This window comes from Rhodococcus aetherivorans (genome assembly GCF_025722975.1).
Lineage (GTDB): Bacteria > Actinomycetota > Actinomycetes > Mycobacteriales > Mycobacteriaceae > Rhodococcus > Rhodococcus aetherivorans.
The window spans coordinates 5,564,980-5,583,923 of the sequence record NZ_CP106982.1 but is presented as its reverse complement, the minus strand read 5'-3'; the positions used below and the strand labels follow the sequence as shown (position 1 = coordinate 5,583,923).

Genomic DNA, 18,944 nt, shown 5'->3' with positions numbered 1-18,944 from the left:
ACGTGTCGATGAGCGCCGCCGTGCCGGGCCCCCACGACGAGATCCGCGCGGCCGCCGAACGCGTCCGCGCCGACGGGCCGTCCAAGCCGCGTGCGGGCCGCGACCGGGTGAACCTGCCGCTGATCCGCAACTGGCTCGAGGCGATCGGCGACGAGAACCCGATCTACACAGACGAATCCGCCGCGATCGCGGCCGGGCACGGCGGCCTCGTCGCGCCACCCGCGATGGCGCAGGTGTGGACCATGCGCGGCCTCGGCGCCAAGCGCGAGGAGGACGATCCGCTCCGCCGGATGACGGAGATCCTCGACGAGGCGGGCTACACGTCGGTCGTCGCCACGAACTGCGATCAGGTCTACCACCGCTATCTGCGCCACGGCGAGGAGGTGACCATCGAGTCCACCCTCGAAGACCTCGCCGGACCGAAGAAGACCGGCCTCGGCGAGGGCTGGTTCTTCACCACCCGCAGCGTGTGGAAGGTCGGCGACGAGGTGGTCGCCGAAATGCTCTTCCGCATCCTCAAGTTCGCGCCGCCCCTCCGCGAGACCGGCCGAATGTCACATTCTGTCGATTCAACCGAACCGGTGTCACATTCGGCCCCGGCGGTTCCGGCGGACCTCGACCCCACCCGCATGCTGCGGCCGTCCGCGTCGCAGGACACGCGGTTCTTCTGGGACGGTGTCGCCGCGCACGAACTGCGTATCCAGCGGCGGCCCGACGGCACGCTGCAGCACCCGCCGGTGCCGGCGCTGTGGCTGGCCAAGGACGAGACGACCGACTACGTCGTCGCGTCGGGCCGCGGCACCGTCTTCAGCTACGTGGTGCACCACGCGCCGAAGGTGCCGGGGCGGACGGTGCCGTACGTCGTCGCCCTCGTCGAACTCGAGGAAGGCGTTCGTATGCTCGGCGAACTGCGCGGGGTGGACCCCGGCGACGTGCGCATCGGGACGCCGGTCGAGGCGATCTTTCTCGATTTCCCGGGCGACGACGAGACCGGCGGCGACCCCTGGACCCTGTACGCCTGGCAGCCGAGCGAGGAGCGCGCATGAACGCGGGAACGGTCACCGTCGGACAATCCTTGCCGCCGTTGACGATCCGGGCCGATCCGACGTTCGTCGTCTCGACGGCCTTGGCCACCAGGGACTTCCAGGACGTGCACCACGACCGCGACAAGGCGCAGCAGCGCGGGTCGAAGGACATCTTCGTCAACATCCTCACCGACACCGGGCTGGTGCAGCGCTATGTCACCGACTGGGCCGGTCCGCGCGCGGTGCTGAAGTCGGTCTCGCTGCGGCTGGGGGTGCCCTGGTACGCGTACGACTCGCTGACCCTGACCGGGACCGTCGCCGCCGTCGAGGCCGACGGGCGCATCACCGTCGACATCGTCGGCAAGAACGGTCTGGGCGACCACATCACCGCGAAGGCCGTCCTCGAGATCGGAGGCTCCGCATGAGCGACCTGTCCCGCCGCGCCGCCATCGCCGGCATCGGTGCCACCGACTTCTCCAAGGACTCCGGCCGCAGCGAACTGCGCCTGGCCGCGGAGGCGGTGCGGGCGGCGCTGGCCGACGCCGGCCTGCGCCCGGCGGACGTCGACGGCCTGACCTCCTTCACGATGGACACCAACACCGAGATCGCCGTCGCACGTGCGGTGGGGATCCCGAGCCTGAAGTTCTTCTCCCGCGTCCACTACGGCGGCGGCGCGGCATGTGCCACCGTGCAGCAGGCGGCGATGGCCGTCGCCACCGGCGTCGCGGACGTGGTGGTGGTGTACCGGGCCTTCAACGAGCGCTCCGGGGCGCGGTACGGTCAGGTCAACACCGCGCTGTCCGCGCAGGTCAACTCCTCCGGCACCGACTACGCCTTCTCCTATCCGCACGGCCTGGGCACCCCCGCTTCGTTCGTGGCGATGGCCGCCCGGCGCTACATGCACGTCACCGGGGCCACCAGCGCGGACTTCGGGAAGGTCGCCGTCGCGGCCCGCAGGCACGCCGCGACGAATCCGCATGCCTTCTTCCACGGCAGGCCGATCACCCTCGACGACCACCAGAATTCGCGGTGGATCGCGGAACCGCTGCACCTGCTCGACTGCTGCCAGGAGTCCGACGGCGGCGTCGCGCTCGTCGTCACCACGACCGAACGGGCGCGGGACCTGCCCCAGCCGCCGGCCGTGGTGGCGGGGGCCGCCCAGGGCAGCGGACCGGACCAGTACATCATGGCCAGCTACTACCGTGACGGCCTGACGGGGCTGCCCGAGATGGGCATCGTCGGCCGCCAACTGTGGGAGCAGTCCGGCCTCGGCCCGCAGGACGTGCAGACGGCGGTGCTCTACGACCACTTCACGCCGTACGTGCTCATGCAGCTCGAGGAACTCGGGTTCTGTGGGCCCGGCGAGGCGAAGGACTTCGTCGCCGACGGGGCGATCGAGCTCGGCGGCCGGCTGCCCCTCAACACCCACGGCGGCCAGCTCGGCGAGGCGTACATCCACGGGATGAACGGCATCGCCGAGGGGGTGCGCCAGCTGCGCGGCACATCCGTCAATCAGGTTCCCGACGTGGAGAACGTACTGGTCACCGCGGGCACCGGCGTGCCGACGTCGGGACTGGTGCTGGCGAGGAGCTGAGGGCGCCGGTGTCCGCCCGGACCCGGGAGGATCCGGCCGGACATCACGGCCGGGAGCCGACCGGGACGGTATAAGTAGGACATGAATTCCGCCTCACACTCAGGCCGCGGCGACGCGGGCCGCGACGCCGACTGGGACGGACCGGCGCCGTCCATGGCGCCGGCGGACCTGCTGCACGACCCGCCGGTCACCCAGCGCGGGGCGCGCCGCCGCGCCGAGCTGATCGCGGCGGCCCGGGTCGTCTTCGAGCGGTCCGGGTTCCTCGACAGCAAGCTCACCGACATCACGCGTGAGGCGAAGTGCTCGACGGGGTCCTTCTACACCTACTTCAACAACAAGGAGGAGGTGTTCGCGGCCGTCCTCCAGGAGGCCCAGGAGGACATGCTGCACCCGGGGATGGGCCGGGCCGCGGGCACCGACGACCCGTACGCGGTGCTCGAGGCCAGCAACCGGGCGTACCTCGAGGCGTACCGCCGCAACGCCCGCCTCATGGTGCTGCTCGAGCAGGTCGCGAGCATCGATCCGCGCTTCCGCGAGCTGCGGCGCCGGCGCGGCGAGACCTTCATCCGGCGCAACGCGCGCAGCATCGCGGAGCTGCAGAAGCGCGGCATCGCCGATCCGGAACTCGATCCGATGCTCGCCTCGCGCGCGCTGTCGGGCATGGTCAGCCGCCTGGCCTACTCGACGCTCGCCCTCGGCGACGCCGAGCCGGTGGATTTCGACGTCCTGGTGACCACCCTGACGCGGCTGTGGGCCAATGCGCTGCGGATCCCGGAGCGCGCCGCCACGGCAACCACTTGAACTCGAGGTTTGATTCAACTAAACAGAGAGGCATCATCCCCGACGAGAGGAACGCCAGTGCACGTCGAAGGCAAGGTCGCCGTTGTCACCGGAGCCGGTAACGGGATCGGCGCCGCACTCGCTGCCCGGCTCGTCGCCGCGGGAGCGCGAGTGCTCGTCGCCGATCTCGACGGCGACGCCGCGCAGCGCGTGGCCCGCGAGCTCGATCCCGACGGCGCCGGTCTGGCCGTGGGCGTCGGCGCCGACGTCGCCGACCCCGACCGGATCCGGGAGATCGTCGACCGCGCCGAGGCCGACCTCGGTCCCGTCGCGCTGTACTTCGCCAACGCCGGAGTCGCCGGGGCAGCGGGGCTCGGCGCCGACGAGTCGGCCTGGGACCTCGCGCTCGACGTGAACCTGCGCGCGCACGTGCGGGCCGCGCAGCTGATGGTGCCGCGATGGCTCGAGCGCGGCGAGGGCTACTTCGTGAGCACCGCCTCCGCCGCCGGGCTGCTCACCCAGATCGGTTCGGCCACCTACTCGGCCACCAAGCACGCCGCCGTCGGATTCGCCGAATGGCTGTCGGTCACCTACGGCGACAAGGGAATCCGCGTCAGTTGCGTGTGCCCCATGGGGGTGAACACCCAGCTGCTGCACGAGGGGGAGACCTCCGGCGAGGGGCTGGGCATGGCGGCCGCGCGGGCCGTCACCTCCGCGGGGGCGGTCCTCGAACCGGCCGACGTCGCGGAGGTGGTGCTCGCGGGGGTCGAGGCCGAGCAGTTCCTGATCCTGCCGCACCCCGAGGTCCTCGACATGTACCGGATGAAGGGCGCCGACTACGACCGCTGGCTCACCGGAATGCGGCGCTATCAGGAACGACTGCTGGCCGGTATCTGACGAGCCGGGAAAACCGCTCGAAACCTGTCGGAGGTCTGTAGCACACTGGGGCGCACATCCGACGACGGGGAGGACTCATGGCCGACGCCATAGTCGCCGAGGGGTTGATCAAGAGGTACGGACGGGTCACGGCCCTCGACGGAATCGATCTGCGAGTCCCGGAAGGGACGGTGACGGCGCTGCTCGGGCCCAATGGCGCCGGCAAGACGACCACGGTGCGGGTGCTCACCACCCTGCTCGTACCGGACGAGGGCCGGGCCACCGTGGCGGGACTCGACGTCGTCGCCGACGCGCGCGCTCTGCGTTCGCACATCGGCGCCTCGGGCCAGTACGCCGCGGTCGACGAGTATCTCACCGGGTTCGAGAATCTCGAAATGGTCGGTCGCCTCTACCATCTGGGTATCAAGCGCAGCCGCGAGCGGGCGCGTGAGCTGCTCGAGCAGTTCGACCTGGTCGAGGCCGGGGACCGTCCGGTCAAGGGCTACTCCGGCGGCATGCGGCGCCGGCTCGACCTCGCCGGTGCGCTGGTGGCGCAGCCACCCGTGCTGTTCCTGGACGAACCCACCACCGGGCTGGACCCGCGGGCCCGGCTCCAGCTGTGGGAGGTCATCGACCAGCTCGTCGCGCAGGGGACGACGCTGCTGCTCACCACCCAGTACATGGAGGAGGCGGAGCGGCTCGCAGACCGGATCGCGGTGATCGACCGGGGCGTCGTGATCGCCCGCGGCACCGCCGACGAACTCAAGAGCCTCGTGGGCGGGGAACGCATCGAGCTGGGGGTCGCGGACGCCGCCACGATCCCGACCGTGCGCCGCGAGCTCGACGACCTCGCGGTCGGCGAGATCCAGGCCGACGCGGGATCCGGTCGCGTCACCGTGCCGGTCAGCGACACCGGCTCGACAGGCAGCGGCGCCGATGTGCTGGCCACGGCGCTCGGCCGGCTGTCCGCGGCGGGCATCCGCGTCACCGATGTGGCGTTGCGCAAACCGACACTGGACGACGTGTTCCTCGCCCTCACCGGGCACGAGGCGGACGAGAAGATCGAGGAGGCGGTGGGATGAACACGGCTCAGATGATGGTGTCGGACGGGGTCACCATCGCCAAGCGCAACGTCATCAAGATCAAGCGCGTGCCCGACCTCATCGTCTTCACGATGCTCTCGCCGATCATGTTCGTGTTGCTGTTCGCGTACGTGTTCGGCAGCGCGATCCAGGTTCCGGGGATGTCCTACCGCGAGTTCCTCATCGCCGGCATCTTCACCCAGACGGTGATCTTCGGGGCGACCTGGACCGGTCTGGGCATGGTCGAGGACCTGCAGAAGGGCATCATCGACCGGTTCCGCTCGCTGCCCATGGCGCCGTCCGCGGTGCTGGTCGGCCGCACCTCCACCGACGTGCTCATCAACGTGCTCAGCCTGGTGGTGATGTCGCTGACGGGCCTGCTCGTCGGGTGGCGGATCCACTCGTCGTTCGGGGAGGCCCTTGCCGGATACGCGCTGCTGTTGTTGTTCGCCTACGCGCTGTCCTGGGTGATGGCGGTGGTGGGGATGTGGATCCGCACGCCGGAGGTGTTCAACAATGCGAGCTTCATGGTGATCTTCCCGTTGTCGTTCGTGGCCAACACGTTCGTCGACATCTCCTCGCTGCCCCCGGTGCTGCAGACGATCGCGGAATGGAACCCGGTGTCGGCCCTGACGCAGGCTGTGCGGGAGTTGTTCGGCAACACCAATCCGGCGATGCCCGTGTCGGACGCGTGGCCGCTGCAGAACCCGATCCTGGCGTCGCTGCTGTGGACGGCCGCGATGCTGATCGTGTTCGTGCCCTTCGCGATCCGTCGCTACCAGAAGGCCGTCAGCCGCTGAGGAACCCTGGTCGACGCGCTGGGGTCGCGCACGGGCCGCGGCCCCAGCCGTCGAACGCGCTACGCGGTGCTCGTGGCCGGACTGGTGCACTTGCCCCCCGACCCGATGGTCAGTGGGAGGTGTGGTCGTTGGTGCCGATGCGGTGGACGTGGATGAGGTCGGTCGAGCCGATGGTGTTCGGGGGTGATCCGGCGACGATGACGACGAGGTCGCCGTGCCGGTAGCGGTCGAGTCGGAGGAGGGCGGTGTCGACTTGGCGGATCATGTCGTCGGTGGTGCGGACGGGGTCGACGAGGAAGGTCTCGGTGCCCCACGTCAGGGCGAGTTGGTTGCGCACTTCGGGCAGCGGGGTGAAGGCCAGTAGTGGCAGCGGGGTGTGCAGGCGGGCGAGGCGGCGGACGGTGTCCCCGGATTGGGTGAACGCGACGAGGGCTTTCGCGTGCAATCGCTCCCCGATGTCGCGGGCGGCGAAGGACAGGACCCCGCCCTTGGTGCGGGGTGTGTGCGTGAGGGCAGGAACGGTGGTGGTTTCGCGTTCGACGGCGGCGAGGATGCGGGCCATGGTGCGGACCGTCTCGATCGGGTACTTGCCGACGGAGGTTTCGCCGGAGAGCATGACAGCGTCGGCGCCGTCGAGGACGGCGTTGGCGACGTCGGAGGCCTCGGCCCGGGTGGGGCGGGAGTTCTCGATCATCGAATCGAGCATTTGGGTGGCCACGATCACCGGCCGCGCGTTCTCGCGGGCGAGTTGCACGGCCTTCTTCTGCACCAGCGGGACCTGTTCGAGGGGCACTTCGACTCCGAGGTCGCCGCGGGCGACCATGATCGCGTCGAACGCGAGCACGATTGTCTCCAGGTTGTCGACGGCTTCCGGCTTTTCGATCTTCGCGATCACCGGGACGTGGCGGCCGACTCGGTTCATCACCTCGTGGACGCGGTCGATGTCGGCGGCGGCGCGCACGAAGGAGAGTGCGACCAGGTCCACGCCGAGCCGGAGGGCGAATTCGAGGTCGTCGACGTCCTTGTCGGACAGCGCGGGAGCGGAGATGTTCATCCCAGGCAGCGACAGGCCCTTGTTGTTCGACACCGGTCCGCCCTCGAGGACGGTGCAGACCACGTCGGGGCCCTCGACGGCGGTGACAACGAGGTGGAGTTTGCCGTCGTCGACGAGCAGGTGGTCGCCGGGGCGTGCGTCGTCGGCGAGGCGACTGTAGGTGGTGGAGACCCGGTCGTGGTCCCCGGGACAGTCGTCGACGGTGATCCGTACCGTCTCCCCGCTCGCCCACACGGTGGCGCCGTCGGCGAAGCGGCCGAGACGGATCTTCGGCCCCTGCAGGTCCGCGAGGATCCCGACCGATCGGCCGGTGGCCTCCGCGGCCGCCCGGACCCGGTCGTAGTTGGCCTGGTGATCGCTGTGGTCGCCATGGCTGAAGTTCAGCCGGGCGATGTCCATCCCCGACTCCACCAACTCGAGCAGCCCGTCGTCCGTGGTGACCGCGGGCCCGAGGGTGCAGACGATCTTCGCCCGCCGCGGCGACAGCAGGGCGCCGAGATCGAGAGGGGACGCCGCAGCGATGACGGGGCGGACGTGGTCGGTGACGGTCATCGGGATCCTTCGATTCGGGTGCGGTGAAGTGGTTCGGCGCCGGGCCGGCCCTTGTCGGGGCGCCGTCGGGGTGGGCGGGAGCTCAGCGCGTGCTCTCGGCAGTGTGCCGGTAGCGGGCATTGCCGGCGGCGGGTACGAGAGGGCCGGCGGCGGAGGGAAGCCGCGTGTCGTAGGTGTGCGCGATCTCTCGCGCGATGCGAGTGAGGAGCCGGCCCGTCAGGGCGGGGTCCGTCGAGGTATCCCGGTCGGTGTAGTCGCCGAGTGCACAGATTCGGCTGAAACCCGCTTGCTGCCAGCGTGACCGGGGCAGGCTGTTGCGGCCGGCAACGGCGATCACCGGGACCGGGTGGGCGCGGCGAGCCAGGACGGTCAGCAGTTTGCCGTGTTCGGTCTGCTCGTCGATGCTGCCCTCGCCGGTGATCACCAGGTCGGCGCCGGGAAGGTAGCCGTCGAAGTCGAGCAGTTCGAGGAAGAACTCGGCGCCGGACACCATCCGGGCGCCGAGCAGCATGGCGGCGAACCCGATGCCGCCGGCACTGCCGGCCCCTGCGGAGTCGGCCACCGCCCTGGCCTGGGGACAGCCGCTCCGGGTGAACGCGTCGACCAGGTTCTCCAGGCCGTCGTCGAGGTAGCGCACGGTGGCGGGGTCGGCGCCCTTCTGGGGCCCGTACACCGCCGCCGCGCCGGTCGGGCCGGTCAGCGGGTTGGTGACATCACCGGCGACCACGATCTCGATGCCGGTCAGGTTCACCGCCCGGGAGGCGTCGACCGTGTGGACCTGGCGCAGGGTTCGCCCGCAGGCCCGTAGCTGCCGGCCGTTGCTGTCGTAGAAGACGAAGCCCAGCGCCGCGAGCATTCCCATGCCACCGTCGGTGCTGGCGCTGCCGCCCAGGGCGAGGACCAACCGGACGGGGTGGTGGCGCAGGGCGTGGCCGATCGCCTGCCCCATTCCGAGGCTCGACGCGTCGAGGGGGGCCCTTCGGCCGCTCGGGAGGGTGGCGAGCCCGCAGGTGTCGGCGACTTCGACCACAGCGGTGCCGTCGTGGACGCCGATTCGGCCATAGTGCGGCGTTCCGGTTGCTCCGGCCACGGTCACCGGATGGGGAGTGAACCCGCCGGCCACCGCTGCGTCGACGCTTCCGTCACCGCCGTCGGCGAGGGGAAGCCGCCGACTGTCGATGCCCGCCGCGGAAAGTCCGGTCGCCAGATGCTCGGCGACCTCCGCCGCGGAAAGTGACCCCTTGAACTTGTCGGGGGCGACCAGAACCCTCATCGTCAGCCTTTCCGGGTGTGTGGTGTATGCGTCGTTCAGTGCCGGGCGGTGTGCGCGTCGTCGAGGCGTTCGTGGTCGATGCGGACTGCGTCGGCCTCGGCGAAGAGGGCGGGGGCGGTATTGTCGCGATGTGGGTCGTGACGGTGCCTGTCCCGGGGTTCCTGTTCGAGGATCTCCATGTCGAAGTCGTTCTCGGTCTCCCCGGCTGGTGGGGGGAGTACCTCGCCGGCGAAGACGCGGCGGGCCCGGTCGACATCGAGTTCGTGGTTCCACTTGGCGACGAACAGGGTGGCGACGGCGTTGCCGATGAAGTTGACCAGGGCGCGGCACTCGGACATGAATTTGTCGATGCCGAAGATCAGCATGATGCCGGCGGCGGGAATGGTGCCGAGGGTGCTCAAGGTTGCGGTCAGGGCGATGAATCCGCCTCCGGCTACGCCCGCTGCGCCCTTCGAGGTGAGCAGCATGACACCGAGCAGTCCGAGTTGCTGGGGGATCGACAGGTCGGTGTTGGTGGCCTGCGCGATGTACAGGGCGGCGAGGGAGAGGTAGATGGCGGCGCCGTCGAGGTTGAAGCTGTAGCCGGTGGGAACGACCAGTCCGACGGTGGTCTTCTTGACGCCGGCATACTCCATCTTCCGCATCAGGCCGGGCAGGGCGGGCTCGGCTGTGGAGGTGCCCAGGATGAGCAGGAGTTCTTCCTTGAAGAATCCGAGCATGCGGAAGATGTTGAGCCGCAGGTACGCCATGACCGATCCGAGGACCACGATCACGAAGAACGCGGAGGTGACGTAGAACAGCAGGATCAGGCTGCCCAGGCTGGTGAGGGTGGAAACGCCGTACTTTCCGATGGCGAAGGCCATCGCGCCGAATGCGCCGAGCGGAGCGAGCTTCATGATGAAACCGAGCACCTTGAAGATCACCGCGGTGAGGCGTTCGACGGCGTCCCGGATCGGTGCCGCGACCTGTCCGACCGCGTTGATCGCGACGCCGAAGATGACGGCGAGGAAGATGACCTGGAGGATGTCGCCCTCGACGAACGGACCGAGGACGCTGTCCGGGACCAGGTGGGTGATGAACTCCCACCACTGTTTCTCTTCGCCGCTCTTGATCAGCGTCTCGGCGGAGTCGGTGGTTTCGAGAGAGGCCGCGTCGGCGTTCACACCGTCGCCGAGGCGGAAGATGTTGATGGCCACCAGGCCGGTGATCATGGCGATGATGGTGCCGACCTGGAAGTAGGTCAGTGCCTTGATTCCGGTCACCCCCACCTTCTTCAGGTCCGCGACGCTCGCGATGCCGCCGACGATGGTGAGGAACACGATCGGGCAGATCAGCATCTTCATCGCGGTGATGAAGGTGGTGCCGATCGGTTCCATGGCCTCGCCGGTGTCAGGCCAGAGCCATCCGACGAGAATGCCGAGCACGATGGCGATCAGGACCCAGAAGTACAGTTGTCTGTACCAAGGCTTCTTCACAGTCGCCGGTGGGGAACTCGCTGCGCTACTGGGTGTTTGCATGACATGCACCTCGGGTGAGAGTTTCGGGCGGAAGGTCGGGTGGGCACGGCCGGATCCGGGGCCCCGGTCCGGCAGAGCGTGCCGGACCGGGGTGGCTGCGGGAGAAGCGCTGTCAGGCGGGGGCGAGCGCGCTCTGCAGGGCGGTGACGATGGCCTCGGTGACCGTGCCGGTGTCCGCGGTTCCACCGATGTCGCGGGTGAGGGCGCCACTGCCGGTGGCTGTTTCGATGGCGGCCTCGATGCGGCGGGCCTCGTCGTGCAGTCCGAAATGGTCGAGCATGAGGGCGGCGCTGGCGATCGCGCCGATCGGGTTGCTGATGCCCTGGCCGGCGATGTCGGGGGCGGAGCCGTGAACGGGTTCGAACATGCTCGGGAAGCGACGTTCGGGATTCAGGTTCGCGCTCGAGGCCACGCCGAGGCTGCCGGCGAGCGCGGAGCCGAGGTCGGAGAGGATGTCGGCGTTGAGGTTCGACGCGACGACCACGGACAGGTCCTCGGGGTGCAGGATGAACTTCGCGCTCATGGCGTCGACGAGGACGCTCTCGGTGGCCACGTCCGGGTAGTCGGCGGCAACGCGGTCGAAGACCTCGTCCCACAGAACCATGCCGTACTGCTGAGCATTGGACTTGGTCACGCTCGATACCTTCTTCACCGTGCGGGTGCGGGCCAGATCGAAGGCGAATCGCATGATTCGCTCGCAACCCTTCTCGGTGAACAGAGCGGTCTGCAGTGCGACCTCGTTGCCCGGTCCGCGGCCGCTGAGGTTGCGCCCGCCGAGGCCGGCGTACTCACCCTCGCTGTTCTCGCGGACGACGACCCAGTCGAGTTCGGTGTCGTCGGCCTTGCGCAACGGAGACTGCACGCCGGGCAGGAACTTGACGGGCCGGACGTTGGCCCATTGATCGAAGTTCTGGGTGATGTTCAGGCGCAGGCCCCACAGGCTGATGTGGTCGGGGACGTTCTCCCATCCGACCGCGCCGAAGTAGATGGCGTCGAATGCCTTCAGGGTTTCCAGGCCGTCGTCGGCCATCATCTTTCCGGTCTGTGCGAAGTACTCGCAGCCCCAAGGGAATTCTTCCCACTCGAAGGCGAATCGCCCGCCGGATTGTTCGGCGAGGACGTCGAGCACGCGCCGTCCTGCTGCGACGACCTCCTTGCCGACGCCATCGGCGGGGATCGATGCGATCTTGAACGTCTGCGGTGCCATGCCGGTGCCTCCATCGTGTTGTGCTGATCACAGTGCGTGATGTCTCCATTAACCCGTCACGGCAATGGGGCGTCCATGACGAAGACTCGATCCGCCTTATAGGTTTTGCCTAATTGGCGGGTATCTTCGCAGGTAGGACGAGTGCGGTGAGTGGATGCGCACCACGGGGCGACCCGGGTCGGTATCGGAGACGAGGTTCGGATGGACGCACGGCAGCTGAGGTACTTCCTGGCGGTGGTCGACGAGGGTGGCATCAACCGTGCCGCGGAAACCCTGTTGATCGCCCAGCCGTCCCTGTCCCAGTCCATCGCTGCACTCGAGCGCGAACTCGGCGTTCCCCTGTTCCACCGAGTCGGCCGTCGGCTGGTGCTCAGCGACGCCGGCCGCACGCTCATCGGTCCGGCCCGCGTGGTCCTGCGAGACCTCGAAGACGCCAAAGCCTCCGTCGAGGCGTTGAAAGGGCTGCGCAGCGGCCGCGTCGATCTGATCACGATGCCGTCGCCCGGGATCGAGCCGCTCACCACGATCCTGACCAGCTTCAGCCACACCTATCCGTCGGTGATCATCAACGCCGAGGCGGCCTTCACGCCCGACGAGGTTCTGCACGCGGTCCGCACCGGTATCTGTGAGGTGGGCATTCTCGGATCCCCCGAGGAAGTTCGTGCTGCTGAACTCGACGTCGTCGCGCTCGAAAGCCAGCCGCTGATCCTGATCTCCGGTCCGAACGCGGACACCCCGGACCGCCCCGAGATCCGCAGATCCGAGCTGTCCGGATTCCGGTTGATCGTCTCGCAGCGTGGATCGTTGATGCGGACCCTGGTCGACGAGGTCCTCGCCAGTGGCGTCGAAGCCACCATCGTCGCCGAGGTCGCGCACCGCACGTCGATCATGCCCATGGTCCTCAGTGGGTTCGGTCAAGCCGTGATGCCGTCCTCCTGGGCCCCCTCGGCACGTCAAGCAGGTGCGCGCGTGCACCGCATCATCCCCGAGTCGTATCTCCACGTCGCGGCCGTCTCCCGGCGGACGCACCTCACGCCACCCGCACGCACCCTGATGGACGAAGCACGCCGCTATGCTGCGCGCACCCCTGCCGCATGGGAGGTTCCACCCGGCGTGACGCCGCGCTCCAGGTCACGGTCACAGTGATCCGACTGCGCTCCGACCACCACCCGAGGAGGTGCCGGTATCCGAAAAAACATCCCGCGCTGCGACTAGCGCGCTCGGAGATGGGTACTCCGTCCGTACCGATCCACGTCGTGGGGAAGGGGCCATGACAGCTGAGAACCAGGGCGACCGAACCGACGTCGACAAGGCGTTGCTCGGGCACGCCACCTATCGCAGCCTCGGCGAACAGCGGCTCTCACCCGCCGAAGAGCGGTTCGAGAAGGGCCGCCGCACGATTGGGCTGTTTCTCGCGCCGCTGATCGCGATCGTCTTCCTCGCCCTGCCGATCGACATACCGCCGCAACAGCAGACGTTGGCCGGTGTGCTGCTCGGCGTCATCCTGCTGTGGGTGAGCGAGGCGATGCCGATCCCGATCACCGGACTGCTCGGTGTGGCGGTCGTGGTCTTTCTGGGGGTGGCACCGGCCGACGAAGTCCTCGCAGCGTTCGGGTCGTCGACGATCTTCACTTTCATCGGAGCGTTCATCCTCGCTCAGGCGATGCTCAAACACGGCGTGGCGCGTCGGTTCGCGTTCCGCATCCTGACCCTGCCGCGTGTGGGCCAGTCCACCACCGGGGTGATCATCGCCTTCGGCGCGATCACGTGCGGGCTCTCGGCCTTCGTATCCAACACCGCGACCGTCGCGATGCTGCTGCCCACGGCGCTGGGCATCCTCGGCGTCATCGCGAAGCTCATGCAGAACCGCGGCGTCGTCGCACCCGACTTCGACCCGCTTCGCGTCCGGGTGGGCGCCGCGATCATGCTGATGCTCGCGTACGGAGCAAGCGTGGGCGGCCTGCTGACGCCGGTCGGGAGCCCACCCAACCTCATCGGACGCGGGCTCATCGAGGAGGCCACGGGAGAGCGGATCAGCTTCGGGCAGTGGATGGTGATCGCCATCCCGATCTGTCTGTCGATGTTCATCGCGCTCGCCGTCATCCTGCTGCGCCTGAACAAGCCCGAGATCCGACGTATCGAGGGCGTCGCCGACTACCTGGCGCAGCAGCGCGCGGAAATGGGTCCGCTGTCTCGTGCCGAGAAGAACACGCTCATCGCCTTCGGAGTCACGGTGACGCTGTGGATCCTGCCCGGTGTCGTCGCGGTGATCGCCGGCAACGACTCGGACCTCTACAGCACGATCAGCGACCGGCTCGACGAGGGCATGGTCGCGGTCTTCGGGGCGGCGTTGCTCTACCTTCTGCCGACCGATTGGGAGAATCGCGAGTTCACGCTGCGCTGGCGAGACGCAGCGGAGATCGACTGGGGCACGATCGTGCTGTTCGGCACCGGCATCATCTTCGGCTCCCTGCTCGCCGACACCGGCCTCGCCGAGACGATCGGCACATCCGTCGCGGACTCGCTGGGCTTGACGAGCGTCGTCGCCATCACGGTCTTCGCCGTCGTGCTGGCCATCGCCGTATCGGAGACGACGAGCAACACGGCGTCGGCGGCGGTCGTGGTGCCGATCGTGATTCCGGTGGCGGTGGCGGCCGGTGTCAACCCCTTCGTGCCGGCGCTCGCGGCCACGTTCGCTGCGTCGTTCGGCTTCATGCTTCCGGTCTCGACGCCGCAGAACGCCGTGGTCTACGGCTCCGGGGCCGTCCCGATCACCACGATGATTCGAAGCGGGGTGGTCTTCGACATCGTGGGGGCGATCCTGATCATCGTTCTCCTGCCCTTGACGATCGCCCTGGTCGGCCTCGGCGCTGCATGATCGGCCACACCGTCGTCGCGAAGGTCGACGTCCGGAGACTGCACGCGACGGGGGTGGTTATCGATGGCGCGATGCGGTTGCGGTTCGTGGGTGTAGTCGTCGGTGCGGTCGACGTGGATGCCATTGGCGTGCAGCCTCGGCAGGGCAGCGCTCGCACCTCGTTCAGGAGGTCGGGGTCGTCGTTGCCGAGGGAGGCGATCGCTGCGTGCCGCGGCCCTGCCACCCGAAAGAGCCTGAGTGAACGGCCCGGAGCGATGCCGGTCGCCGTGGGATAGTGGGCCTGTCGAGCGAGTACAGGGAGCAGGCCCACATGCACGAATCGACCGGGAGATGACGATGAGTGGACCGGTGATCGACCCCCGCCGTCACGACGCGGTGATCTTCGACCTCGACGGGGTGGTCACCGACACCGCGGCGGTCCACGCCGGGGCGTGGAAGGAACTCTTCGACCGGTATCTCTCGCGTCGTCCCGAACGCGACGGCGAGGAGCATCGCGAGTTCACCGACGAGGACTACCGCAAATTCGTCGACGGCAAGCCGCGCGTCGACGGCGTCGCCGATTTCCTTGCCTCGCGCGGAATCACGCTGCCGTGGGGGGACCCCGACGACGGCCCGGACGTCGAGACCGTGTGCGGGCTCGGTGCCCGCAAGGACGAGATGTTCCGCGAGCGGATCCACCGCGACGGTGTCCCGGTGTTCGAGTCCAGCGTCGATCTCGTGCGCCGGATCCAGAGCCTCGGGCTGGGCACCGCGGTCGTCACCTCGAGCCGCAACTGCACGCTCGTGCTCGAGGCCGCCGGGCTCGCCGACCTGTTCGGCGTCCGGGTCGACGGCGTGGTCTCCGACGAACTCGGGTTGCCCGGCAAGCCCGATCCGGCGGCCATGCTCGAGGCCGCCCACCGGCTCGGGGTCCACCCGGCCCGGTCCGTCGTCGTCGAGGACGCGGAGGCGGGCGTCGCCGCGGGCCGGCACGGCGGGTTCGGTCTCGTCGTCGGCGTGGACCGGGTCCATCATCCCGACGAACTGCGGCGCCGCGGCGCCGACGTGGTGGTCGACGACCTCGCCGAGCTGGCGGTGCGCACCGGCGACCGGCGCATGTCGGAGATCCCGGACGCGTTGGCGTCGCTCCAGCAGCTGACCGCCTTGCTCGGCACACGCCGGCCCGCCGTCTTCCTCGACTTCGACGGCACGCTGTCCGAGATTGTGAACGATCCCGCGGCCGCCACGCTGGTCGACGGTGCGGCGGCGGTGCTGTCTTCCCTGGCGAGCGAATGCACCGTCGCCGTCATTTCGGGACGCGACCTCGCCGACGTGCAGACCCGGGTCGGTCTTCCGGGCCTGTGGTATGCGGGAAGTCACGGCTTCGAACTGATCGGCCCCGACGGGCAGCACCAGCAGAACGACGCGGCCCTGGCCGCCGTGCCCTACCTCGAGCGGGCCGCCGCCGCTCTGCAGGAACGGCTCGCCGACGTGCCGGGCGCGGTGATCGAACACAAGCGGTTCACCGTCGCCGTGCACTACCGCAACGTCGCTCCGGACCGCGAGGAGGGACTCGTCGCCGCGGTGCACGAGGTCGCCGCCGCCGAGGACCACCTCCGGGTCACGACCGGTCGCAAGGTCGTCGAGATCCGCCCCGACGTCGACTGGGACAAGGGCCGGGCTCTCGAATGGGTGCTCGAGCACGTGCGCGACGAGGACAACCCGATCCCGGTCTACATCGGTGACGACATCACCGACGAGGACGCGTTCGACGCGCTGGCCGGCACCGGACTCGGAATCGTGGTGCGCCACACCGAGGACGGCGACCGTCGCTCGGCGGCACAGTTCTCGGTGGACGGCCCCGAACAGGTCCGGCGGCTGCTGCAGCGGCTCGCCGAGCTGTGGGGCGAGGACCAGGAGGTCGGCCCGCGTCACGACGCCTGGACCCTGTACTTCGAGGGTTACGATCCGCCGGCCGAGAAACTGCGCGAGGCCGTGTGCACGGTCGGCAACGGGTACTTCGCCACTCGTGGCTGCGCCCCCGAATCCCGCGCCGGTGCCGTGCACTACCCCGGCACGTACGCCGCCGGGATCTTCAACCGCCTGACGGACGAGGTGGCGGGCCGCACCATCGACAACGAGAGCATGGTGAACCTGCCGAACTGGCTGCCGGTCACCTTCCGCATCGACGGCGGCGAGTGGTTCGACATCGACTGCGTCGAAGTGCGGGAGTACTGCCAGTATCTCGATCTGCGCCGGGCCGTGCTCACCCGGCGGTTCCGATTCCGCGACGGTGCGGGCCGCACGACGACGGTCGTGCAGCGCCGGTTCGTCGCGATGCACCAGCCGCACGTGTGCGGCCTCGAGACGACGATCGTCCCGGAGGACTGGTCGGGGCGGCTCGAGATCCGGTCGGAGGTCGACGGCGCGGTCCGCAACACTCTCGTCGAGCGCTACCGGCACCTGGCCGGCGATCATCTCCGATTGCTGCACACCGCCCGGTTGTCCGAGGACTCGGTGTGCCTGACGGTGCAGACCAACCAGTCCCGCATCCCCGTCGCCGTGGCGGCTCGCAGCACGCTCTGGCGCGACGACGAACGGATCCCCGCCGAGTACACCCTCCTCGACTCGGGAGGGCGGGTCGGGCACATCGTCGCGCTCGATGTCGCGGCCGGGGAGCCCGTGACCCTGGAGAAGATGGCCACCCTGTTCACCGGGCGTGACCAGGCGGTGTCCGAGCCGTCGGAGGAGGCCACGCGCTGGCTGGCCCGCACGGGGCGCTTCGAGGAAACGCTCGAGGGGCACGTACTCGCCTGGGTGCACCTGTGGGACCGCGTGGACATCTTCCTCGGGGGCGACGGCGAAGGCCTGCGGATAGTGCGGCTGCACCTGCTGCAGATGCTGCAGACGCTGTCGCCGAACACCGCGGATCTCGACGTCGGCGTACCGGCGCGCGGCCTGCACGGCGAGGCGTATCGAGGACACATCTTCTGGGACGAGCTGTTCGTGCTGCCGGTGCTGAACCTGAGGTTGCCGGGGTTGACCCGTTCGCTCCTGCGCTACCGCCACCGCCGCCTGGACGAGGCCCGCCGCGCGGCGCGGGAGGCGGGTCACAGCGGCGCGATGTTCCCGTGGCAGTCCGGCAGCGACGGCCGCGAGGAGAGCCAGCAGGTGCACCTCAATCCGAAGTCGGGACGGTGGAATCCCGACGCGAGCTGGCGCCAGCACCACATCGGGGTCGCGGTCGCGCACAACGTGTGGCAGTACTACCAGGTGACCGGGGATCTGGGGTTCCTCGCGGAGTACGGGGCCGAGATGCTGGTGGAGATCGCCCGGTTCTTCGCCGATCTCGCCACGTACGACCGCGCCCGTGATCGGTACGTCATCCGCGGCGTCATCGGCCCCGACGAGTTCCACTCCGGCTATCCCGACGCGCCCTTCGACGGGATCGACAACAACGCCTACACCAACGTCATGGCGGTGTGGGTGATCCTGCGCGCGCTCGAGGCGCTGGAGATCATCCCGCTGCGGATCCGCACCGAACTGGTCGATACCCTCGGCCTGACCGCTCGCGAGACGGCGCGTTGGGAGGACGTCAGCCGCCGCATGTTCGTGCCCTTCCACGATCAGGTCATCAGCCAGTTCGAGGGCTACGGGGACCTGGCCGAACTCGACTGGGAGGGATACCGGCGCCGGCACGGCGACATCCAGCGTCTCGACCGGCTCCTCGAGGCCGAGGGCGACGACGTCAACCGCTACCGCGCGTCGAAGCAGGCCGACGTGCTCATGCTGTTCTACCTGCTGTCGGCGGACGAACTGCGGGAGCTGTTCGAGCGGCTCGGCTACCAGCTGACGGGCGAAACCATTCCGCGGACGATCGACTACTACATGGCGCGGACGTCACACGGGTCGACGCTGAGCGCGGTGGTCCACTCGTGGGTTCTGGCCCGGGCGCATCGCGGTCAGGCCATGGAGTTCTTCGACCGGGTGCTGGCGTCCGACATCGCCGACATCCAGGGTGGCACCACCTCGGAGGGGATTCATCTCGCGGCCATGGCCGGCAGCGTCGACCTGCTGCAGCGTTGCTTCTCCGGGCTCGAGGCGCGGGGGGACCGCCTGGTCTTCGGCCCGGAGTGGCCGGAGGAACTCGGCGCGCTCGAATTCCCGATCTTCTATCGGGGGCACCACCTGCAGGTGCGAATCTCCGGTCGGCAGGTCGAGGTCAGTGCAGGTGCGGGCATCCAGCGGCCGATCGAGATCGAATGCCGCGGCCGGGTCGAACGCCTGCATCCGGGCGACACGGTCCGGATGCTCTGACGGTCCGGCA

Annotated in this window: 14 protein-coding genes; 10 read left to right on the top strand and 4 right to left on the bottom strand. The window is 68.9% G+C overall.

What is annotated here, in order from left to right:
- Nucleotides 1-8 precede the first annotated feature (8 nt).
- The 7 genes from OCS65_RS25555 (at nucleotide 9) to OCS65_RS25525 (ending at nucleotide 6,157) form a co-directional block, all read left to right on the top strand.
- Nucleotides 9-1,046 (top strand): bifunctional MaoC family dehydratase N-terminal/OB-fold nucleic acid binding domain-containing protein, encoded by a 1,038-nt coding sequence (locus OCS65_RS25555; RefSeq protein ID WP_269151803.1) that lies wholly within the window; start codon nucleotides 9-11, stop codon nucleotides 1,044-1,046.
- The gene (locus OCS65_RS25550; RefSeq protein ID WP_006943405.1) at nucleotides 1,043-1,450 is read left to right on the top strand and encodes a MaoC family dehydratase; all 408 of its coding nucleotides are present in this window, start codon (nucleotides 1,043-1,045) and stop codon (nucleotides 1,448-1,450) included. Before OCS65_RS25555 ends, OCS65_RS25550 begins: the two co-directional genes overlap by 4 nt.
- On the top strand, nucleotides 1,447-2,619 hold the full coding sequence (locus OCS65_RS25545; RefSeq protein ID WP_006943399.1) for a lipid-transfer protein: 1,173 nt from the start codon (nucleotides 1,447-1,449) through the stop codon (nucleotides 2,617-2,619). Before OCS65_RS25550 ends, OCS65_RS25545 begins: the two co-directional genes overlap by 4 nt.
- Nucleotides 2,620-2,700: 81 nt before the next feature.
- Nucleotides 2,701-3,420: a TetR/AcrR family transcriptional regulator gene (locus tag OCS65_RS25540; protein ID WP_043797593.1), complete on the top strand. Its 720-nt coding sequence runs from the start codon at nucleotides 2,701-2,703 to the stop codon at nucleotides 3,418-3,420.
- 57 nt (nucleotides 3,421-3,477) lie between these two features.
- Nucleotides 3,478-4,296 carry an SDR family oxidoreductase gene (locus OCS65_RS25535; protein ID WP_006943395.1) on the top strand — a complete coding sequence of 273 codons (819 nt, stop codon included), beginning with the start codon at nucleotides 3,478-3,480 and terminating at the stop codon, nucleotides 4,294-4,296.
- 77 nt (nucleotides 4,297-4,373) lie between these two features.
- Complete coding sequence (locus OCS65_RS25530) at nucleotides 4,374-5,357, top strand: daunorubicin resistance protein DrrA family ABC transporter ATP-binding protein (protein WP_006943394.1); 984 nt, start codon at nucleotides 4,374-4,376, stop codon at nucleotides 5,355-5,357.
- Nucleotides 5,354-6,157 (top strand): ABC transporter permease, encoded by an 804-nt coding sequence (locus OCS65_RS25525; protein ID WP_006943393.1) that lies wholly within the window; start codon nucleotides 5,354-5,356, stop codon nucleotides 6,155-6,157. The genes OCS65_RS25530 and OCS65_RS25525 overlap by 4 nt, the downstream gene beginning before the upstream one ends.
- Nucleotides 6,158-6,266: 109 nt before the next feature.
- On the opposite strand, the gene pyk is transcribed toward OCS65_RS25525, so the two are convergent.
- The 4 genes from pyk to OCS65_RS25505 all read right to left on the bottom strand — a co-directional run bounded on the left by pyk (nucleotide 6,267) and on the right by OCS65_RS25505 (nucleotide 11,760).
- Nucleotides 6,267-7,763, bottom strand: coding sequence for a pyruvate kinase (gene pyk, locus OCS65_RS25520; protein ID WP_263508031.1), 1,497 nt, complete (start codon nucleotides 7,761-7,763; stop codon nucleotides 6,267-6,269).
- Between the two features lie 82 nt (nucleotides 7,764-7,845).
- Nucleotides 7,846-9,036: a glycerate kinase gene (locus OCS65_RS25515; RefSeq protein ID WP_043797583.1), complete on the bottom strand. Its 1,191-nt coding sequence runs from the start codon at nucleotides 9,034-9,036 to the stop codon at nucleotides 7,846-7,848.
- Nucleotides 9,037-9,071: 35 nt separating this feature from the next.
- Nucleotides 9,072-10,553, bottom strand: coding sequence for a C4-dicarboxylate transporter DctA (gene dctA / locus OCS65_RS25510; RefSeq protein WP_037200455.1), 1,482 nt, complete (start codon nucleotides 10,551-10,553; stop codon nucleotides 9,072-9,074).
- Nucleotides 10,554-10,665: 112 nt separating this feature from the next.
- Complete coding sequence (locus tag OCS65_RS25505) at nucleotides 10,666-11,760, bottom strand: tartrate dehydrogenase (protein ID WP_006943389.1); 1,095 nt, start codon at nucleotides 11,758-11,760, stop codon at nucleotides 10,666-10,668.
- Nucleotides 11,761-11,961: 201 nt separating this feature from the next.
- Here OCS65_RS25505 and OCS65_RS25500 point away from each other — a divergent pair, with 201 nt between their 5' ends.
- The 3 genes from OCS65_RS25500 to otsB all read left to right on the top strand — a co-directional run bounded on the left by OCS65_RS25500 (nucleotide 11,962) and on the right by otsB (nucleotide 18,934).
- Nucleotides 11,962-12,906, top strand: coding sequence for a LysR family transcriptional regulator (locus OCS65_RS25500; RefSeq protein ID WP_029540818.1), 945 nt, complete (start codon nucleotides 11,962-11,964; stop codon nucleotides 12,904-12,906).
- 124 nt (nucleotides 12,907-13,030) lie between these two features.
- Complete coding sequence (locus tag OCS65_RS25495) at nucleotides 13,031-14,638, top strand: SLC13 family permease (protein WP_072634247.1); 1,608 nt, start codon at nucleotides 13,031-13,033, stop codon at nucleotides 14,636-14,638.
- A gap of 336 nt (nucleotides 14,639-14,974) precedes the next feature.
- A complete protein-coding gene (gene otsB, locus OCS65_RS25490) occupies nucleotides 14,975-18,934 on the top strand; it encodes a trehalose-phosphatase (protein WP_263508027.1) in 3,960 nt (1,319 codons plus the stop codon).
- Nucleotides 18,935-18,944 lie beyond the last annotated feature (10 nt).